The 18,197-nt window shown below is 47.6% G+C and carries 16 protein-coding genes and 1 pseudogene; 3 read left to right on the top strand and 14 right to left on the bottom strand.

The genetic code is table 11. The features are described 5' to 3' along the window. The 5 genes and pseudogenes from L693_RS0111915 to L693_RS0111895 form a co-directional block, all read right to left on the bottom strand. Positions 1 to 407, bottom strand: a pseudogene (locus L693_RS0111915) (two-component sensor histidine kinase); the annotation flags it as partial. Continuing rightward, on the bottom strand, positions 404 to 1,078 hold the full coding sequence (locus L693_RS0111910) for a response regulator transcription factor (RefSeq protein ID WP_025717431.1): 675 nt from the start codon (positions 1,076 to 1,078) through the stop codon (positions 404 to 406). The gene L693_RS0111910 and the pseudogene L693_RS0111915, both read right to left, overlap by 4 nt. A 61-nt stretch (positions 1,079 to 1,139) precedes the next feature. Next, positions 1,140 to 1,955 (bottom strand): ABC transporter permease, encoded by an 816-nt coding sequence (locus L693_RS0111905; protein WP_025717430.1) that lies wholly within the window; start codon positions 1,953 to 1,955, stop codon positions 1,140 to 1,142. Next, positions 1,952 to 2,971 (bottom strand): daunorubicin resistance protein DrrA family ABC transporter ATP-binding protein, encoded by a 1,020-nt coding sequence (locus L693_RS0111900; RefSeq protein ID WP_025717429.1) that lies wholly within the window; start codon positions 2,969 to 2,971, stop codon positions 1,952 to 1,954. The genes L693_RS0111905 and L693_RS0111900 overlap by 4 nt, the downstream gene beginning before the upstream one ends. Before the next feature lie 195 nt (positions 2,972 to 3,166). Next, positions 3,167 to 3,496 (bottom strand): antibiotic biosynthesis monooxygenase family protein, encoded by a 330-nt coding sequence (locus L693_RS0111895; protein ID WP_025717428.1) that lies wholly within the window; start codon positions 3,494 to 3,496, stop codon positions 3,167 to 3,169. A gap of 124 nt (positions 3,497 to 3,620) precedes the next feature. Here L693_RS0111895 and L693_RS0111890 point away from each other — a divergent pair, with 124 nt between their 5' ends. Beyond that, entirely contained in the window at positions 3,621 to 4,487 is an 867-nt protein-coding gene (locus L693_RS0111890) for a LysR family transcriptional regulator (RefSeq protein WP_025717427.1), read from the top strand. Positions 4,488 to 4,517: 30 nt separating this feature from the next. Here the strand turns inward: L693_RS0111890 and L693_RS0111885 are convergent, their stop codons facing one another. Then, positions 4,518 to 5,729, bottom strand: coding sequence for a GTP-binding protein (locus L693_RS0111885; RefSeq protein ID WP_025717426.1), 1,212 nt, complete (start codon positions 5,727 to 5,729; stop codon positions 4,518 to 4,520). Between the two features lie 188 nt (positions 5,730 to 5,917). On the opposite strand from L693_RS0111885, the gene L693_RS0111880 reads away from it, so the two are divergent. Beyond that, positions 5,918 to 6,898: a DMT family transporter gene (locus tag L693_RS0111880; protein ID WP_025717425.1), complete on the top strand. Its 981-nt coding sequence runs from the start codon at positions 5,918 to 5,920 to the stop codon at positions 6,896 to 6,898. A gap of 83 nt (positions 6,899 to 6,981) precedes the next feature. Here the strand turns inward: L693_RS0111880 and L693_RS0111875 are convergent, their stop codons facing one another. The 8 genes from L693_RS0111875 to L693_RS0111845 form a co-directional block, all read right to left on the bottom strand. Beyond that, positions 6,982 to 7,956: an aldo/keto reductase gene (locus L693_RS0111875; protein ID WP_025717424.1), complete on the bottom strand. Its 975-nt coding sequence runs from the start codon at positions 7,954 to 7,956 to the stop codon at positions 6,982 to 6,984. Positions 7,957 to 8,359: 403 nt separating this feature from the next. After that, positions 8,360 to 11,035: a YhgE/Pip domain-containing protein gene (locus tag L693_RS0111870; RefSeq protein ID WP_025717423.1), complete on the bottom strand. Its 2,676-nt coding sequence runs from the start codon at positions 11,033 to 11,035 to the stop codon at positions 8,360 to 8,362. 106 nt (positions 11,036 to 11,141) lie between these two features. Then, positions 11,142 to 11,684: a hypothetical protein gene (locus L693_RS31395; RefSeq protein WP_231503630.1), complete on the bottom strand. Its 543-nt coding sequence runs from the start codon at positions 11,682 to 11,684 to the stop codon at positions 11,142 to 11,144. Continuing rightward, the gene (locus tag L693_RS31390) at positions 11,624 to 12,157 is read right to left on the bottom strand and encodes a hypothetical protein (RefSeq protein ID WP_231503629.1); all 534 of its coding nucleotides are present in this window, start codon (positions 12,155 to 12,157) and stop codon (positions 11,624 to 11,626) included. Before L693_RS31390 ends, L693_RS31395 begins: the two co-directional genes overlap by 61 nt. A gap of 83 nt (positions 12,158 to 12,240) precedes the next feature. Continuing rightward, positions 12,241 to 12,792 (bottom strand): DUF2062 domain-containing protein, encoded by a 552-nt coding sequence (locus L693_RS0111860; protein WP_049825142.1) that lies wholly within the window; start codon positions 12,790 to 12,792, stop codon positions 12,241 to 12,243. Positions 12,793 to 12,983: 191 nt separating this feature from the next. Further along, positions 12,984 to 15,437 (bottom strand): glycogen/starch/alpha-glucan phosphorylase, encoded by a 2,454-nt coding sequence (locus tag L693_RS0111855; RefSeq protein ID WP_025717421.1) that lies wholly within the window; start codon positions 15,435 to 15,437, stop codon positions 12,984 to 12,986. Positions 15,438 to 15,482: 45 nt separating this feature from the next. Continuing rightward, positions 15,483 to 16,586 carry a glucose-1-phosphate adenylyltransferase subunit GlgD gene (gene glgD, locus L693_RS0111850; protein WP_025717420.1) on the bottom strand — a complete coding sequence of 368 codons (1,104 nt, stop codon included), beginning with the start codon at positions 16,584 to 16,586 and terminating at the stop codon, positions 15,483 to 15,485. Between the two features lie 23 nt (positions 16,587 to 16,609). Further along, positions 16,610 to 17,755 carry a glucose-1-phosphate adenylyltransferase gene (locus L693_RS0111845; protein WP_025717419.1) on the bottom strand — a complete coding sequence of 382 codons (1,146 nt, stop codon included), beginning with the start codon at positions 17,753 to 17,755 and terminating at the stop codon, positions 16,610 to 16,612. Between the two features lie 259 nt (positions 17,756 to 18,014). Between L693_RS0111845 and L693_RS30600 the strand changes: the two genes are divergently transcribed. Further along, positions 18,015 to 18,152: a hypothetical protein gene (locus L693_RS30600; RefSeq protein WP_167518742.1), complete on the top strand. Its 138-nt coding sequence runs from the start codon at positions 18,015 to 18,017 to the stop codon at positions 18,150 to 18,152. The last annotated feature ends 45 nt before the right edge of the window (positions 18,153 to 18,197 follow it).

Genomic DNA, 18,197 nt, shown 5'->3' with positions numbered 1-18,197 from the left:
CGCAGTTCTTCCATAGCCTTAAGATTTGCCGCCATATCATTGATGCTGTCCACCAGCTGTATATAAGGATGCGGCCTCCGATTTTTACCGTTCCTCCCGCCGAGGTCCCAATCCAGATTAATGTGAAAGTCCCCTTGAGAGATGCGTTTTAAAGCGTCGATCATTTCGGTAAAAACGTGCTGCTCTTTAGGCTGAATGAAGCGCTTTACAGTCATGCTGATGATACCGAAGAAGAAAAAGCCCAGCGTCGCATTAATAAGAAAGACAAACAAATCATGGGGAGCCCATAACATGCGCGAATAGATCGCCGCCGTAATAAAAAACGCCGCAGCCCAGCTAAGATACAACACCAATAATACCAGCAGGACTCTCGCGAGGATATGGAGGAACCCCGGTTCCCGCTTCATTGCTGCACCTCCAGCCGATAACCCAAGCCCCGGATCGTACGGATCCGGAAGGAGTGGCTTGCCTCCGGAAACCGTACCCGAAGGCGCTTGATATGCACATCAACCGTTCTTTCGTCTCCCTCGTAATCATAACCCCAGATCTGTTCGATCAACTGGTCGCGGGTAAAGGTTTTTCCAGGATAGCTGGCAAGCTTGAAGAGCAGTTCAAATTCCTTGCGCGGCAAGGTAATCTCCTTCTCCCCAGCCCGGCACTCAAATGTATCGCTGTGCAGGACAAGATCCCCGACAGTCACCGATTTTGAAGCCATGATACGATAGCGTTTTAATAAAGCCTTCACACGTGCGACAAGCACCATGGGGTCGAAGGGTTTGACAAGATAGTCGTCCGTTCCGAGCGCGAAGCCTTTTACGATCTGTGATGTCTCGCCTTTGGCTGTAAGCATAAGCAGCGGCAGGTCGGTCTGCTCGCGCAGCTTACGACACAGCTCCCAGCCATCCATTCCCGGCATCATGATATCAAGAACAAGCAAATCGAGCTTGATTTCGTCAAAAATTCGCAGCGCGTTCAAACCATCCACCGCCTCAACTACTTCCAGACCTTCCAGTCGCAAAAAGTGTCCGACCAGTTCACGAATATGCGGATCATCATCAACGACCAATACACGCGTCATTACAATCTCCCCTAACTAACTCTGCCTTAAACCTCTCGTCCTCGTCAAGAAGAACGCTATCTTAAGCTTTACGCATATAAGCACGCACCGTAAGCGGCGCGAAGATCGCCACAATAACTGCAGCACCAAACAGGGAGATCGCCAGTTCCCCGCCAATCACTCCCGTATTCGCAAGCTCCCTGACCGCATTCACCAGATGCGAAATCGGGTTGACGTTCACAAACCACTGCAGCCAGCCAGGCATTGTGTCCACAGGCACAAATGCGTTGGAAACAAAAGTGAGCGGAAACAAAACAATCATGGATATGCCCTGTACACTTGAAGCCGTGCGGGCAATCACGCCAAAAAAGGCGAAAATCCAGCTGACTGCCCAGGAACACACGATGACCAGAAGCGCGGCGATAGCGACACTCAGTAGTCCTCCTTCTGGCCGATACCCCAATATATACCCCATAGTGAAGGTAAGTACAGTCGCAATCGTATATCGAATGCTGTCGGCCAGCAGAGCTCCAGCCAAGGGCGCAATACGCGCGATCGGGAGTGACTTGAACCTGTCGAACACGCCCTTGTCCATATCCTCCCGCAGTTGAACGCCGGTAACGACGGAGGTCGAGATTACAGTCTGTACGAGGATACCTGGAATGATGACCGGCAAATAATGCTGCACGTCTCCTGAGATGGCGCCGCCAAAGATATAGGTAAACATAAGGGTGAAAATGATCGGCTGGAGCGTGACATCAAACAATTGCTCGGGAGTATGCCGGATCTTGAGAATGCCCCGGTAGGCCATCGTCATGGAGTTGGCAAACGCCTGGCCGAAACTCACAGACTTTTTCAGTGTGCGATCAGAACCTGTCATAACAGCAGCGTTCTTCATGCTCTCACCCCCTCCACAGCATGCGCTCCTTGGGCCGTCTGCTGCTCATTTACTTGTCCCCCTTGGCCAGTGATGGACAGAAACACCTCGTCAAGCGTTGGCTTCTGCACACTCATCTCTACCAGGTGAATTTCTCCGGTACGGAGGGCGATCAGCAGGTCCGTCACCCGATCAACATTGGCCATCGGAGAAACGATCTTTCCATCCTCCACCGACACGTTAGGCTTAACTGAAAGCACCTGTTCCACGATCTGAGCAGCCCTCTCGATGTCGTGTTGATTTTGCACTTTGAGTTGCAGAGTCGATGCCCCCACTGCTGCTTTCAGTTCGTCCACTGTACCCTCGGCAACTACCCGACCATGGTCGATCACCGCGATTCGGTCAGCAAGTTGATCCGCCTCGTCAAGGTACTGGGTAGTGAGCAGTACAGTGGAACCTGTCTTGACCAGACGCCGGATCGTGTCCCACATCTGGGCACGCGTGCGCGGATCCAGCCCGGTAGTCGGCTCATCCAGGAAGATCAACGGCGGCTTGGCAATGAGACTGGCGGCCAAATCCAGCCGGCGGCGCATGCCCCCAGAGAAATACTTTAACGGTCGCTTGGCCGCGTCTGTCAAGCCAAATTCCTCCAGTAGCTCCGCTGCCTTATGACGTGCCTCGGCACGCCCCAGTCCGAGCAGTCTGGAGAAGATAATCAAATTCTCGGTAGCGCTAAGCGACTCATCGACCGATGCGTACTGGCCTGTCACGCCGATCAATTGACGAACAACCTGTGGCTCCTTTACTGCATCATGCCCGAAGATGCGCGCCGATCCACCATCAGGCCGCAATAACGTTGACAGCATCCGGATGGTAGTCGTCTTGCCTGCTCCATTAGGACCAAGCACGCCGTAGATCGTTCCAACACGCACATTCAGATCGACACCGTTAACCGCGTGCTTATTGCCAAATACTTTAACGAGTCCCCTTGCTTCAATGGCCAAGGCCTCTTTTCTGTCTGTATAATCCACTATCATTTCCTCCCTATAACGGTTTCTATAGAGAGGATAACCCACATTTATGAACTGAATATGAATAGAACCGTTTACTCTCCTTTTTACCTTCTTAGGGAAGGACCTATCCTCTCGAGAATTGGCAGATGCACAACCAGCATACCGATCCCCAGATTCGACTTGATGCCTCAAGCACTAACTTTTTGGTATTGAACCTATTTATATTGTGAAAAAATAATCTCGTTCTACCTTGCTGACTCTTAAACCAAACGTTTTATACCATTCGGCTTTCCCTTTCTCCTGTGCTGCCTTGTGCATCTCGTTATGCTTCCAATCTTTGATAGCCTCTAAAGATTCCCAATAGGAAACTGTAATGCCTACTCCATTTTGGTCACGAACACTTTCCACGCCCAGAAAACCAGGTTGTTCGGCAGCCAGTTCCTCCATTTTGTCTCCCATCTTTCCATATCCGCCATCTCCTTCAGTACGTTCAGAAGTAAAGATAGCAGCATAATAAGGGGGCTGTGGCGTTTTTGCAATTGAATTCATAGGTACCTCCCAGAAATGAAATAGTTTTTTTCTTAAGTTCGATTATAACCACAAGACTAAGATAAAAAAAATGAATATATATGATACTATGTATGAATATATTTCATTTAACGTAGGAGGCCACATGAATTTGTTTAAATATAAGGTCTTTCTTAGTGTTGTAGAAACAGGAAGCTTTACCAAAGCGGGAGAACTTCTCAACCTTACACAATCCGCCATTAGCCATGCTGTTTCCGGTTTGGAACATGAATTGGGCTTGACTCTGCTGATCAGAGGACGTTCAGGCATCAAATTGACCAGCAACGGAGAACGTCTGATGAAGCATTTCAGAGAGATTGTACAAATGAACGAAAGGCTTTATCAAGAGGTTGCTCTAATCAAAGGACTGGAGACCGGAACCGTAAAGATAGGTACGTTCTCAAGTGTATCCATCCAGTGGTTGCCCGGTATTATTCATAAATTCAACGAGCAGTTCCCACTTATTGAACTGAAACTGCTCGACGGTAACTACCATGAGATTGAGAATTGGATAGCCAGCGGAGAAGCTGATTTTGGCTTCGTTAATCTGCCTACTTTAGACGTACTGGAAGTACTGCCGCTAAAAAAAGAAAGAATGCTGTGTGTACTGCCATCTAATCACATGCTTCGGGAGCAAACAACCATTCGCGTGGATCAACTCCTCGATGAGCCCTTCATTATGCCTGCTTCTGGCTGCGACACCGATGTATGGAGAATTTTTTCTCAGCACAAGTTTGCTCCGACAATCAAATATGAATTAGAAGATGATCATGCCATTATGGCTATGGTGCAAAACGGACTGGGCGTAAGTATTCTTCCGGAAATGATTTTAGTTCAAAATCCTTATGAACTTTGTATTCGACCTTTGGATGGGCCATATTCACGTTCCATTGGTATTGCCGCTGCTTCTTTAAAGAGCATGGCTCCAGCCGCCAAAAAATGTATGAACTTCATTGCTGAATGGATTCGCTAATATCAATATGTTAATAGCTATACATCCTGTTTAATTCAGAGACGAAGAATTGTCGTCTGTCGGCCATGGCAATGGATTTTCAAAGCCTGACCAGTCCATGTCCATTTCCTTATCGCTTAGCAGACATTGATCCAGTTCGGCTTCCAGGTCCGATTGCTTCATTCCGATGCCGATCATGACAATTTCGTTCATGCGGTCGCCCCATTGCTCATCCCAATGGTCCATAGCTTCAGGATTGGCTGCGACGATCTCCTGCCGTTCTTCCTCCGACAACGCCGCAAGCCAGCTTCCCGCCGGTCCGAACTGAATGGATGGGCCTGCCTGGCTAATACTGGCCGCCCAATCCTGAGGGGTTGCAATCCAGGCTAAACCTTTCCCACGAACGACCTCCTCCGGCCAATAGCTCATAAATTCAGCCAATCTGGCTGGATGAAACGGTCTTCTGCGCCGATACACAAAGGAATGAATACCATATTCGTCCGTTTCCGGGGTATGGCTTTCCAGCTCCAGCTCACGAATCCATCCGGCGGATTGGCTGGCCTTGTCAAAGTTAAACAATCCCGTGTTTAAAATGTCCGCAGGAGCCACCTGTCCCTTGGAAGTACGGATGATTTTGGCTTCAGGCTGCAATCTGCGCAGCACACCCTCCAGCTTGTCCAGCTCCACAGGCTGAACCAGATCGCATTTATTCAGAATCAGTACATCGCACGTTTCAATCTGGTCAATCAGCAAATCCGAGATATCATGCGTGTCGTCTTCACCAGTAGCCTGCCTGCGGTCCAGAAGCGTTTCTCCCGATTCAAAATCATGCCAGAAGCGGTTCGCATCGACCACGATGACCATGCAATCCAGTTTTGCCAAGGAGGCCAAATCAATGCCCGTTTCTTCATCAATGTACGTAAAGGTTTGAGCGATGGGCACAGGCTCACTAATTCCTGTTGATTCAATTAAAATATAATCAAACTCACCCTGTTCTGACAGCTTCTTAACCTCCAGTAATAAATCCTCACGCAATGTACAGCATATACAGCCATTAGACAACTCGACCAGTTTTTCCTCTGTTCTGGACAGGCCTCCTTCTTTTTTAACCAGTTCGACATCTATATTTACTTCACTCATGTCATTGACGATTACCGCCACTTTCATACCGTCCCGATTGTTTAATACATGATTCAAAATCGTCGTTTTCCCTGCACCCAAATATCCGCTCAGCACAGTTACCGGTATTGCTTTCTTATTCATTGATGATATGCTCCTTTTATGATTGGTTTTTCATTCTTTTTTTAATCGTAATAATTACTATTAAATCTGGTATGTAGTAACATACAGTATCCGTTTTGCCTTGTCAACGATGAAGAAGCTCTTGAAATAAAACGATTCAAAGTTATTATTATGGGTAATAACGAAATTTAAAGAATAAGGTGAATATATTGCGATCTATTTGGCTAGGTGTGTTGGCTGCTTTCTTTTTTGCTTTTACATTTGTTCCCAATCGGTCTATGGAGCTGTCTGGCGGGAGCTGGATTTGGAGTGCTTCATTGCGGTATGTGTTTATGATTCCTATTTTATTCGTCATTGTTTTGAGCCAACAGAAGCTTAGGCTTCTGTTGGACGTTATGAAGGAACGACCGGGAACGTGGCTGTTGTGGAGCTTCATCGGATTTGGCTTATTTTATGCTCCATTATGCTTCGCATCGGCTTATTCGCCGGGTTGGCTGATCGCGGGTACTTGGCAAATTACTATTATTTCGGGTTCTCTGCTTGTGCCATTATTTACAGAGGTTGTACAAACGGAGAACGGCCCAGTAAAAACACGCGGGAAAATTCCCATCCAGGGACTTATGATGTCTCTGATTATTCTCATTGGAATTCTTCTCATGCAAGTTGAGCAGGCACAATCCATTTCTGCGCAGGATTTTTTATTTGGCCTCCTGCCGGTCATCATTGCCTCCTTCGCATATCCATTGGGTAATCGCAAAATGATGGAGGTCTGTGCAGGACGGTTAGATGCCTATCAACGTGTGCTCGGGATGACTTTAGCCAGTTTGCCCTTCTGGATACTGCTTTCGATATATGGAGTGTTCAGTGCAGGAATGCCAAGCATGGATCAGACAATACAGTCTGCTCTGGTGGCCATATTTTCAGGAGTGATTGCAACAGTTTTATTTTTTAAAGCTACGGATCAGGTTCGCGGAAATATGCAAAAGCTGGCGACAGTTGAAGCAACACAATCTCTGGAAGTTCTGTTCGCATTAATGGGAGAACTGATCTTTTTATCCATACCTTTTCCGTCACTTCTATCTTGGCTGGGTATGTTTGTCGTCATCCTCGGCATGGTTCTGCACAGCTATGTTACACATCAGAAGAAACCAGACCCTCAAATGATACCCACAAAGATAGACACTGTTTAGCGTTTACTGTTATGTATAAAAAAGACAGCTAATTAAAGAGATAACTCCTAATCTGCTGCCTTTTTGCGATGATTGTGCTCGGATTACCAAGCGTAAGCTTCCGGTGCAGGTTTGCCCGGGCCAGGGAAAATCTCGTTCAGCTTGGCAAGAACATCGTCAGTCAATTTGACCTCAGGCACCCGCAGAGCATCCTCCAGCTGTTCCCAGGTCCGCGGGCCAATAATTGGAGCGGTTACAGCCGGATGGGACAATACCCAGGCCAGTGCAATCACGTCCTCCTTCTCGCCCAGCTCGCGGGACAATGCTGCAAACTGCTCCAGCTTTGCACGGTTCTGTTCCACTTTTTCCTTGGCGCGTGCGCTACGGGAGCCTGTACCTGCTAACGCATTACGTCCCAATAGTCCACCTGCCAACGGGCTCCAAGGAATCACTCCAAGTCCCAGTTCCTGAGCCGCCGGCAATACTTCAAGCTCAGCAGAGCGTTCATTCAGATTGTACAGATGCTGCTCGGATACAAGACCTAAAAAGCGTCGTGCCTTTGCTTCGGCCTGCGCCACCGCAATGTGCCAGCCCGCAAAGTTACTGGAACCGATATAATCCACTTGTCCCCGATCCACAACGGATTCAAATACGCCCCACAGTTCATCCCAGGACACGTTACGATCAACGTGATGCATTTGGTATAGCTCAATGTGATCGGTCTGCAAACGTTGCAGAGAAGCATCCAAATGACGGCGAATTTTGTATGCAGACAAGCCTGAGCCTGCGTTCGGTCCGTCATTTTCATTTTTCATATCCCCGTATACCTTCGTCGCCAGCACGACCTTCTCACGTCTTCCACCACCCTGCTGGAACCAGCGTCCAATAATTTCCTCTGTCCATCCTTTGCGGTCATGCCCGTATACATTGGCTGTATCAAAGAAGTTAATGCCCGCATCCAGCGCGGCATCCATGATTTTAAACGCATCCTTTTCTTCGGTTTCCGGTCCGAAATTCATCGTGCCCAGACATAACCGACTAACCTTCAGGCCTGACTTGCCCAAGTATGAATATTCCATACTACCTCCCGCCTTTGCCTAAGGATTTTAAAATTCAGCAAAAATTCCATTAAAAAGACCATACCCATTTCATTCACCAGAAAAAACCACTTTGAAACACCCTTGAACACAAATTACTTCTCTATGTATAGCAAAAAGCCCTCGCATTATGCCGAAGCATTACATGCGGAGGCCATCCCCTCGTACTACCCGCCGAATGTTAAAAGAAAGTGACTTTACGGTGGTTGCCAGCGGAGCGGAGGATTTAAATCTGGAGAAGCGGAGCGTTCGCCTTTGCCACGGGATTCTTACCTTTTCATGTCCTATCCAATGCAAAGAATCCCGTGGCAACAGCGATCATAAGATCAAATCCTTCGCGAAGCCCGCTCACTTCAACCACCGTAACTCTCTCTTTTTTTAACAATCAAGGAATTAATTTCGTTTCTTTCGCACGCTCGGCCATTTTTTTCGTATGCTTGCTGAGCGGCTTTTTAAGCACCAATCCAAACAGGAAGCAAACTCCGATAAATACAATTAGCATCACTACGTCTCGTGTTACCGTTGAAGGCAGCATCCCTCCTACCGTTTCCCGTAGCAGACTAACCGCATAGGTAAATGGTACGAACGGATTCAGCGCCTGGAAAAACGGTGTACTCGTCGCAACCGGGAATGTCCCTCCTGAACTAGAGAATTGAAGCACCAGCAGAATGACCGCCAGACCCTTCCCGATATTGCCGAACACAGAAACCAACGTATAGGTCATCGCCGTAAACACCAGACTGATCAGCATAGACGATAGTACAAATGCTACTTTGGCATCCACATACGCCCCGAGCAGGAACAAATCACCTAGAGACACGCTCAGCGCCTGAAAAATACCAATCGTAGAGAACGTCATCAGCCGTCCGAAATATACTTGGTAGCTTTTATATTGGCCTTCCGGGTCCTCCACATCGACCCTGAACATCGAGACCAGCAGCATCGCACCTACCCAAATAGATAATGTAGTGTAAAAAGGGGACATCGCAGAGCCATAGTTCGGGATCGGGTATATTCGCTCCTGCTTCAGCGCTACCGGACTGCCGAGAAAATCACTTTCCTTCTTCACATCCCCTTTGAGCAATGCGATCGCTCGTCCGAGTGCGTTTTCACCTCTCAGCTTACGAATCGTGTCAGCCGCGTGACGTATCGAATCCTCGGCAGCTGGAAGATCCGTTCTCACAAAATTAGCAACCTGGTGTACCGCTTTTTCTGCTTCGGGGAACTTGTTTTCAATCAAGTCAGCCATTTTGACAAACTGTTGCTCCGCCTTCGGTAAATCGTTACGTACAAATTCTGCCGCCTGATGAATTTTACCTTTAACCGTAGGCAAATCGTTTTTTACGAAATCTGCCGCTTTGTTGACAGCAGTCGTGAATTCGCCCATGCGCCCCTGAATCGTCGTAGCCGCTTCATGCAGCTTCTGCCTATATTCTGGCAAATCCTGCTGGAGACGAGTCAGCTCTTCCTGACCGAATACCGCGGCAGCCTGTGCATCATTTAATATCTTTTCAATATTCGGCAGTTGCTCTTGAGCGGTTTTCAGTACATTGGCTGAATTGCGCGCAATGGTTTTAATTTGATCCAGTGCCTTTTGGATAGCGGGCGCATACTCCGTATCATAATTGCTCAAAATGCTGTCAATTCCGCTGCTTACCTCTCCGGCCAGGCGGTCAGCGTCATCCAGCAAATTTTGTGCAGGCTTCTCGCCACGCTGTATGGCATCTCCAATGCTTGTCACCGTGCTGTTCAGGCGACCAAGACGATCCTTCAACCCGTCCACGCGGGAAATAAGCGAATTCAGAGGCTGACTAGGCAAATACCCGTTCACACGGTTCAACAACTGAGAAATATGATCCAGCACACCTACGGCAGTCGTCAGCCTTCCGCTAACCCGATTCGCCGCAGCTTGTGCTGCTTTAGGATCAAAATCCACACCACGAATGATGCCTGTAATCTCGGAAACTTCATTTGCAATGTGCTGTACGAGCTGCAAATCCTCCTTGACCAGCGTTCCAATAGAGTCGAGTGCACCGTCGTTTTTATCCAGAAATTCAAGTAAGCCGGTTGTAAAATCCTTGCCTGTATCCGCAATCTTCTGTACTTCCGGTAGTGCTTTCTGTGCAGCATTAATGACCTTAAGAGACGTTTGTGTATCCTCCAGGGCAGTGGCCAACGCGCTTTCCACCTTGCCAAAGTTTTGATCCAGCTCAACAATCCGATCTCCGGCCTTTTGAATGTCTGGCAGTCTTTTTTGTATATCCAAAATAACCGCCGCTACCTTATCCAGCTCAGGCAGGTTTTTGTCTATTTTAAGCACCAGATCGCCGGCGCGGTTAATTTCTGGAATTTTCTCCTTTAGGGCAATGATTTTTTGCCCCTGCGCCTTAATTTTGGGCAAATTCTGCTCCAGCGCAATAGCCTGTTTGCCTAATTTGTCGATATCCGGCAGGCGATTGTTCAGCTCCAGCACCCGGTTCTCAATGTTGCGAATGGTAGGCAGTTCCTCCTCCAGCTTGACCCCGGCTTCCTTGAGCTTAGTCAACACGGCCTGACTGGCTGTTTCAATAAAGTTTTGACTAATCTGGTTGGTCAGAGAGGTTGCCCCCGAGGAGGTAATTTTCGGAGCAACTGCATTGATTTTTTCATTTACAGCGTAATCAATCTCAGGCTTTTGCGGATTTTCCGTAAGCACGCTCGTAATTTTCTTTGAAAAATCCTTGGGGATGAGCAGGCTGGCATAATAATCACCGTTTAGGACACCTTTTCGTGCCTCTGCTTCATTCACAAACGTCCAGCCCAGCTTCTTGTTATTTTGAAGGTTATGCAAAACCTCGTCGCCGATATTAATTTTCTTCCCGTTCACCTCAGCACCCTGGTCCTGGCTCGTTACTGCAATTTTAATACCTGATGTATTTGCGTACGGGTCCCACATTGCTTTCAAATTCACCCATGCATAGACGGAAGGCAAAAGAATGATGCCAATGACTAATAAAGTCCCGGTCGATACTTTGAATACATTCTTCCAGTCTGTTAAGTAGATTTGCCATATCTTCCGCAACCTCACCACTCCTTGTATGTACATTAACCTATCGTCCAGTGTTGTATGCACACGTATTGTAAACGATTTGAGTGGATGAAGCCAATTAGGGGAACTATGATCCTACTTAATTTCGAACACCGTTTGCAGGTTTAGCCTCCAGTGAATAAAATGCTCCTTTTTTATTGATTTTTCCCACAACGGTAATTGCGCCCTTTTTGGAGAATGTATACACGTTATCTTTAATTTTTACGGTGTACCCTTTCAGGTTAATTCCAAAAAGGGATTGTACTTTCGACTTGGCGGCTGCAAGCACCTGGGTTTTGCTGAGCTTTGGCTTGGCAAATGCTTTGACAAAGTCCTTGTCCCCATCCCAGTCCATGCCATACTCACTTTTTACGGACCATACTTTACCGGTTTTTATGCCAATCAGTACGTTGTTTAATTCATTATCATCCCGGAAGTTCCAGACAGTATCCTTGCCTTCCTGCTGACGAAGCACATATTCAAATGGCTTAATTGTGGTCATACCAAGTGTTTTAAGGGAACGGTGTGCTTTGTTGGTCAGGGCAGCTTTAAAGTCTTTGAGCGAATACATAAAGCTGGCCGTTATTTGATTTCCATGATCAAGGTCAATATAAATGCTTTGGTCATCCCCCACAGCACCCAATAATTTTGAAGCCCTTCTTCGTCAACCGGAGAATATACGCGCCAGATGGCTTCCGTTTTAAAAACCTTATCGGTATCGAATGATTTCAGGAACGATGCAACCTTGCTGCGCAGGTTATGATCCATAACCTTATCCAGATCAGCGGCACCATAGATGATGCTGGTGGACTGCACGATTCCTTTCTTCGTATCATAATTTTGGATAAAATCTGCATTCGCTATCCCGCTCAAGGTACCGTTTACAGTCCATGCGTTAAAAGAAGTGTCTGCACTTGTAAACTTTATCGTTTGTTTCCCTGCTAATGTGTTCAGGACCTCCGTTAAACGCTTGGTAACGGTTTGGTCTAGGTTAACAGAAGTTTGTACGTTTTGAGCTGTGGCAGCAGCGGGCTGCTGTGCCATTGCAACCGGAGCCGTTCCCAAAAGGATTGATATTGCCGCGGCGGCTGCAGTGATAGAATTCCATTTTTTCATTTAGTCGATTCCTGCTGTGTCTACGTAAAAAAGAAGCCCCTCAGACCTAATTATTAGGCTTAAGGAGCTTCTTATTCACTACGTTATCCATTTTTCAGCAGTCTGGCCGCTGAAAAGGCTGCACCATGACGCAATTTCCGTTTTTCCAGCCGTTTGTGCAGCGAACGATTATACAAGACTTGAATGACAAAATACGAGATAATGCCCAGTACCACACCGAAAACCGACATCCCAATCAGAATGTGCAGCCCTCCGTGCAGCAAGTCTCTGAATACAGACCAGTTGCCATGAAACAGCTCCATAAAAGAATGCTCGTGAAGTCGACCGCCTCTGACGTGTCCTGGAAAATGGGATGGATAAATCCAAGCCCCAATCTGCTTGGCGAACGGCATCAGCACAATCGGTAAAAAGGTCAGCTTGCCTACGACGTTACCTACAATGGCCGCAGGCATCGAACCGCCGGACAACCGAACAATGGGATAAAACACAAGGTAGATCAGAGAAGCTGTGGAAATCACAACCATCTCCAGCCCAAAGCCAATGGCAAAGCCCAAGGAGATTTTTTTGACGCCACCGGGCGCACGCAACAGCTTGATAAAATTCAGACGAATCGCCCGCCATATATTTTGGAACATATTATATTTCTTCTTGGATTTATCAGGTTTGAGCCTGTTCGGATTGAGCTTTATCAATAGGAGGACTCCTTTAACAGTACTATTCAAGTTCGGGAATGAGGTTGTACAGCCCCCCAACCTTACTTAGGTTTATACTGTCATTATAACCCTCAGCGGTCGAAAAGCAATGCTATTCCGCCTGTTTTGCTTTTTTAGGACAAGATTCGCTTGTTGACATCGGTTTCAAGAGGCACAATGTCCCAAATTTCCGACGCGTACTGCTGAATCGTGCAATCGCTGGAAAATTTGCCGGAGTGAGCCATATTCACAATCACTCGCCGCGTCCACTCGGACGGATTCCGGTACACCTGCTCCACATAAACCTGCGTATCCACATAGGCTGCGAAGTCTTTGAGCACAAAGTATTCATCATTGTGATCAATCAGGGATTGATAAATGGCCTCAAATTCTCGTTCATGCCGCGTAAAAGGGGCATCGTTCACCAGTTGATCCAGCACCTCGCGCAGTCTTTCGTCACTGTTGGCTGTTTTACGTGCTGAATACTGGCCGTCCTGAACATATGCTTCGATCTGATCCACCTTTAATCCAAAAATGAACATGTTGGCATCGCCCACCATTTCATGCATTTCAACATTGGCTCCATCCAATGTCCCCAGGGTGAGTGCGCCGTTCATCATAAATTTCATATTTCCTGTGCCTGAGGCTTCCTTGCCTGCCGTAGAGATCTGCTCACTGACATCCGCTGCAGGAATGATCAGCTCTGCCAACGAAACTGAATAATTTTCAAGGAAAACCACTTTCAGCTTGTCCCTGACATCCACATCCCGGTTGATCGTATCCGCCACATTGTTAATCAGCTTAATCGTCTGTTTGGCGAGAAAATAGCCCGGAGCTGCTTTAGCCCCGAAAATAAACGTGCGTGGCACCATATCCAGCGAAGGATTATTTTTGAGCTGGCTGTACAGATGCATAACATGCAAAATATTAAGCAACTGTCGCTTGTAGCCATGCAGCCGTTTGACTTGTACATCAAAAATGGAGGACGTATCCAGTCGGACACCGTGTTTGGCAAACACATGCTCGGACAGCCTGATTTTATTATCTCTCTTAATTATCTGAATTCGTTCTTTGAACGACTCGTCCCCACTGTAACGAAGCAGGTCGATTAGCTCGCGTGGACGGGTTCTCCAGCGTGTACCGATCGTTTCATCATACAAGCTTGCCAGCTCGGGATTCGCGTGCATCAGCCAGCGGCGATGGGCAATCCCGTTCGTTTTATTGTTAAAACGCCCCGGGTACAGCTCGTGAAACGACCTCATTTCCCGTTCCTTCAAAATTTGTGTGTGCAAGGCTGCTACCCCGTTGACGCTATAGCTGCCGACAATAGCCAAATGGGCCATGCGGATTTGTTCACCGTGAATGATCGCCATCAGTCCAATTTTGATGTCCTGACCTGGATAACGCTCCAGTAGCATAGCGCAATAACGCTTGTTCATTTCTTCAATAATTAAACAAATACGAGGAAGCAGCTCCCGCACCATATTGACAGGCCATTGTTCCAAGGCCTCGCTTAATATCGTATGGTTGGTATACGAAACCGTCCGGGTCGTAATATCCCATGCTTCGTCCCAGCCCAAGCCCTTCACGTCGATTAGAATACGCATCAGTTCGGGTATAACCAGCGTTGGATGTGTATCGTTAATGTGCAGCGCAATCTTGTCAGGCAATTGGCTGTACGGTAAACGAAGCTTTTCGAACGTACGCAAAATACTTTGCAATCCAGCCGAGCACAAGAAATACTGCTGCTTCAGGCGAAGCAGCTTGCCCTCATAATTGGAGTCATCCGGGTAGAGAAAGGCCGAGATGGACTCCACCGAGCGGTTATAGTCGAGAAAGCGATAATAGCCACCCTCGCCCCGAATCGGTCCCCGGATGGGGTCAAGCGCCGACTCGGCGCTCCAAATCCGCAGCGTGTTCACCTGCGCGTGTCCATAGCCCACCAGCGGAATATCATACGGAACAGCCCAGACCGTTTCGGCATCCTGAGTCTCGAATATAAGACGGCCATCCTGTTCACGAGTCTCCACTCGTCCCCAAAAATGAACCTCGACCTTCTTGTCAGGGCGGCGTTCCTCCCATACATTCCCCTTTTGCAGCCAATAATCCGGCAGCTCTACCTGATTTCCGTCTACAATCCGCTGCTCAAACAGACCGTACTTATACCGGATACCACAGCCATGTCCTGCATAGCCGAGAGATGCCAGCGAATCCATAAAGCAAGCAGCCAGACGACCAAGACCGCCATTCCCCAGCCCGGCATCCGCCTCCTGCTCTTCGATTTCTTCCAAGTCCCAGCCCAATTCTCCCAAGGCCTGCCGAACCATATCCAATACGCCCAAATTCAGCAAATTGTTGCCCAGCAGACGGCCTATCAAAAACTCCAAGGAAAAGTAATAGACCTGCTTCTCTTGTCCTTCTTTATAGGCTTGGTTCGTTTCCGCCCATTTCTTGCCGACCTGTTCGCGGATCATACCGCCCAAAACCTTGTATACGTCTTCCGCCTGAGCTTCCTGCATCGGTTTGCCCAGCCTTCCGACCAGTTGCTCTCGAAAAGCCTGCTTGAATGCTTCTTTATTGCTGAACAAAGGTGTAACCTCCTGTATTTCGGTTTTAAATGCACTCTATGTCTTCTAAATGACGCTGTTCTTGGCAATGACATAAGGAACCTTACTGTCTCCAATCAGAGTCCGTTCCGGTGAAAGCTGCACATCCTTATCCAAAATGACATTCTGGACAATTGCACCCTTACGAATCGTGCATTTTTGCATAATAATCGAGTTGCTTACCCGCGCGCCTTCCTCTATCCGTACCCCGCGAAAAAGAATGCTGTTCTCAACCCTGCCCCCAATCGTGCAGCCATTGGCGACAAGTGAATGATCCACCTCGGCGCTCTGCGTATAGCGGGTCGGGGCCTCATACTTGATTTTGGTATGCACCAGCTGATCCTGGAACAGTGCTTGATACTGCTGCTGATCCAGCAGCTTCATGCTATTTTTATAGTAACTCTCGACGGAATTAATGACCGCATGATATCCTTCATAGGGATATGCATAAATGCGTAGTCCACTTGGGTTTTTCTGGATCGCATCCCGGAAGAAGTGGCTATCCTGATGGGCGATGCAATGCTTCACTTGATCCAGATACAAGCTTTTGTCCATCACGAACATTTCCAGATAAATATTATGATGATCCTGCTCCTGATGAATGCCGGTCACTCGTCCGTCCTCGGCAATCTCCAACCGCACGCAAGACGCATGCTCAGCTTCGAGCTGCTCTGTAGCTTTGTAGACGAGGGTAACGTCTGCATTCTTTTCCCGATGATAACGATGTACATCCTCAATATTAACCTTGTTGACATGCTGCGTTCCTGCGTGTATAACAGTCTGCCCGGCTGAGCGATGAAAAAAGTCCAGGTTGTTGTGCACATGCTGCAAATCCCCGCGTGAACCATCTGTCGGATCATTCCAGTCCGGCGGCAAAATAAACAGCCCTCCTCGTCTGCGGTCCAAATCCCAAGGCCGTCCTTCGCCCAGATGATCCAGCAGCGAACGGTATTTGCGGCGGATGAACAATGCAATATCATACACCTCTGCATGCATCATGTTGGATAAGGTAAAATCAATGAGCCGGTATCGACTGGCAAAGGGAACTGCGGCCCCGCACCGGAAATAGGTCAACTCCTTCAACTGATCCAATTCGTGATCCAGGTTGATCACTCCAATGAGTCGGCTCATAGCGGACACCGTCCTTATCCGGGTTATATTCGTGCATGAAGCTTGCTTTCCTGATCGAACAAAATAACCTCATTCGAGCTATCCTCAGATCCAATGACCGTATTGTCATCAATAATGACGTTTTCGTTCACGATAGCCCGGTGAATGCGTACATTGCGTCCAATTTTTACATTCGGCATAATGACAGACTCGGTAATAACGCTGTCCCTGCCTACTTCGACCCCATAGAACAGCACAGAATGCCTTACTTCTCCATCCACCATGCAGCCTTCATTTACGATGCTGTTTTTCAGCACCGCTCGCTGGGTGATGTACTGAGCCGGTTGATTGGGACTGCGAGTATAGATACGCCAGAAAGTGTCATTCAAATCCAATGGCGGGTCCTGAGCCAGAAGATCCATGTTAGCCTCCCACAAGCTCTGAATCGTACCCACATCCTTCCAGTAGCCGACAAACGGATATGCATACAGCGACCGCCCATGCTGGAGCAGCATCGGAATGATATCCTTGCCAAAATCATGCGAGGATTCAGAATCGCTTGCACTTTCCAGCAGATAGCGACGCAGTACCTCCCATTTGAACAAATAAATGCCCATCGAGGCCAATGTACTTTTCGGCTGTTCCGGCTTCTCCTCAAAGTCGTATATTTTCAGGTCATCGTCCGCGTTTAGTATCCCGAATCGTTTGGCTTCCTGAATCGTGACGTCGATGACAGAAATCGTGCAATCTGCTCCCTTTTCCTTGTGAAAGTCAAGCATGAGACTGTAGTCCATTTTATAGATGTGATCCCCTGACAAAATCAGTACGTGCTCCGGGTCATATTGATCCAAAAAATGCAGGTTACGGTAAATCGCATCCGCAGTACCTCTATACCAATTATTCCCGTCTTCTTTTTCATGCGGGGGCAACACAAAAACTCCTCCATCCAGGCGATCCAAATCCCAGTCACTGCCTACGCCGATGTACGAATGAAGCACCAACGGTTCGTACTGGGTTAATACACCTACTGTGTCAATACCAGAATGGGCGCAATTACTAAGGGGGAAATCAATGATGCGGTAGGTTCCTCCAAAAAATACAGCCGGTTTGGCAAGTGTCCGGGTCAGTCCTTTGAGTCTTTTGCCCTGTCCGCCGGCAAGCAGCATGGCCACCACTTCCTTCTTTCTCATCACAAAGACCTCCCTGTCAGGTACGTCTGAAGCAATTGCGGCTGGATATTTTGATAATATCCATTAAACGTGAATAGACACTCATAATCGTTTCATTGCCGATGGAGCGGGTAAGATTTCATGGAAAGGGTAAAATCATAGTTATGCGGAATGAGCGCAAGGAAGCACTAAATCGTAAAATCTAGTTCATCAATTCACATTTTGGATTCATTTACATCGTTGGTGTTATAACAGCATGATCATTAAGGAGGTGTTATTCATGAAAAATAAAAAATGGGTGATAGCCGCATTGGGAATGGGTGTTACGTATCTGATGAGAAATAAAGGGGCACGCGATAAGATGCTGAACAAGGTACAGACATTCGTCAGCCGCGCAAAAACATCTACAAAATCTTAAAGCTTTAAAGCAAGAAAAGTGAGCCTCTCTGAGTAGATTTATTCA

Source organism: Paenibacillus sp. 1-18 (assembly GCF_000520755.1).
Classification (GTDB): domain Bacteria; phylum Bacillota; class Bacilli; order Paenibacillales; family Paenibacillaceae; genus Paenibacillus; species Paenibacillus brasilensis.
Note: the sequence above shows the minus strand (reverse complement) of the source record. Positions and strands in the feature narration are given on the sequence as shown.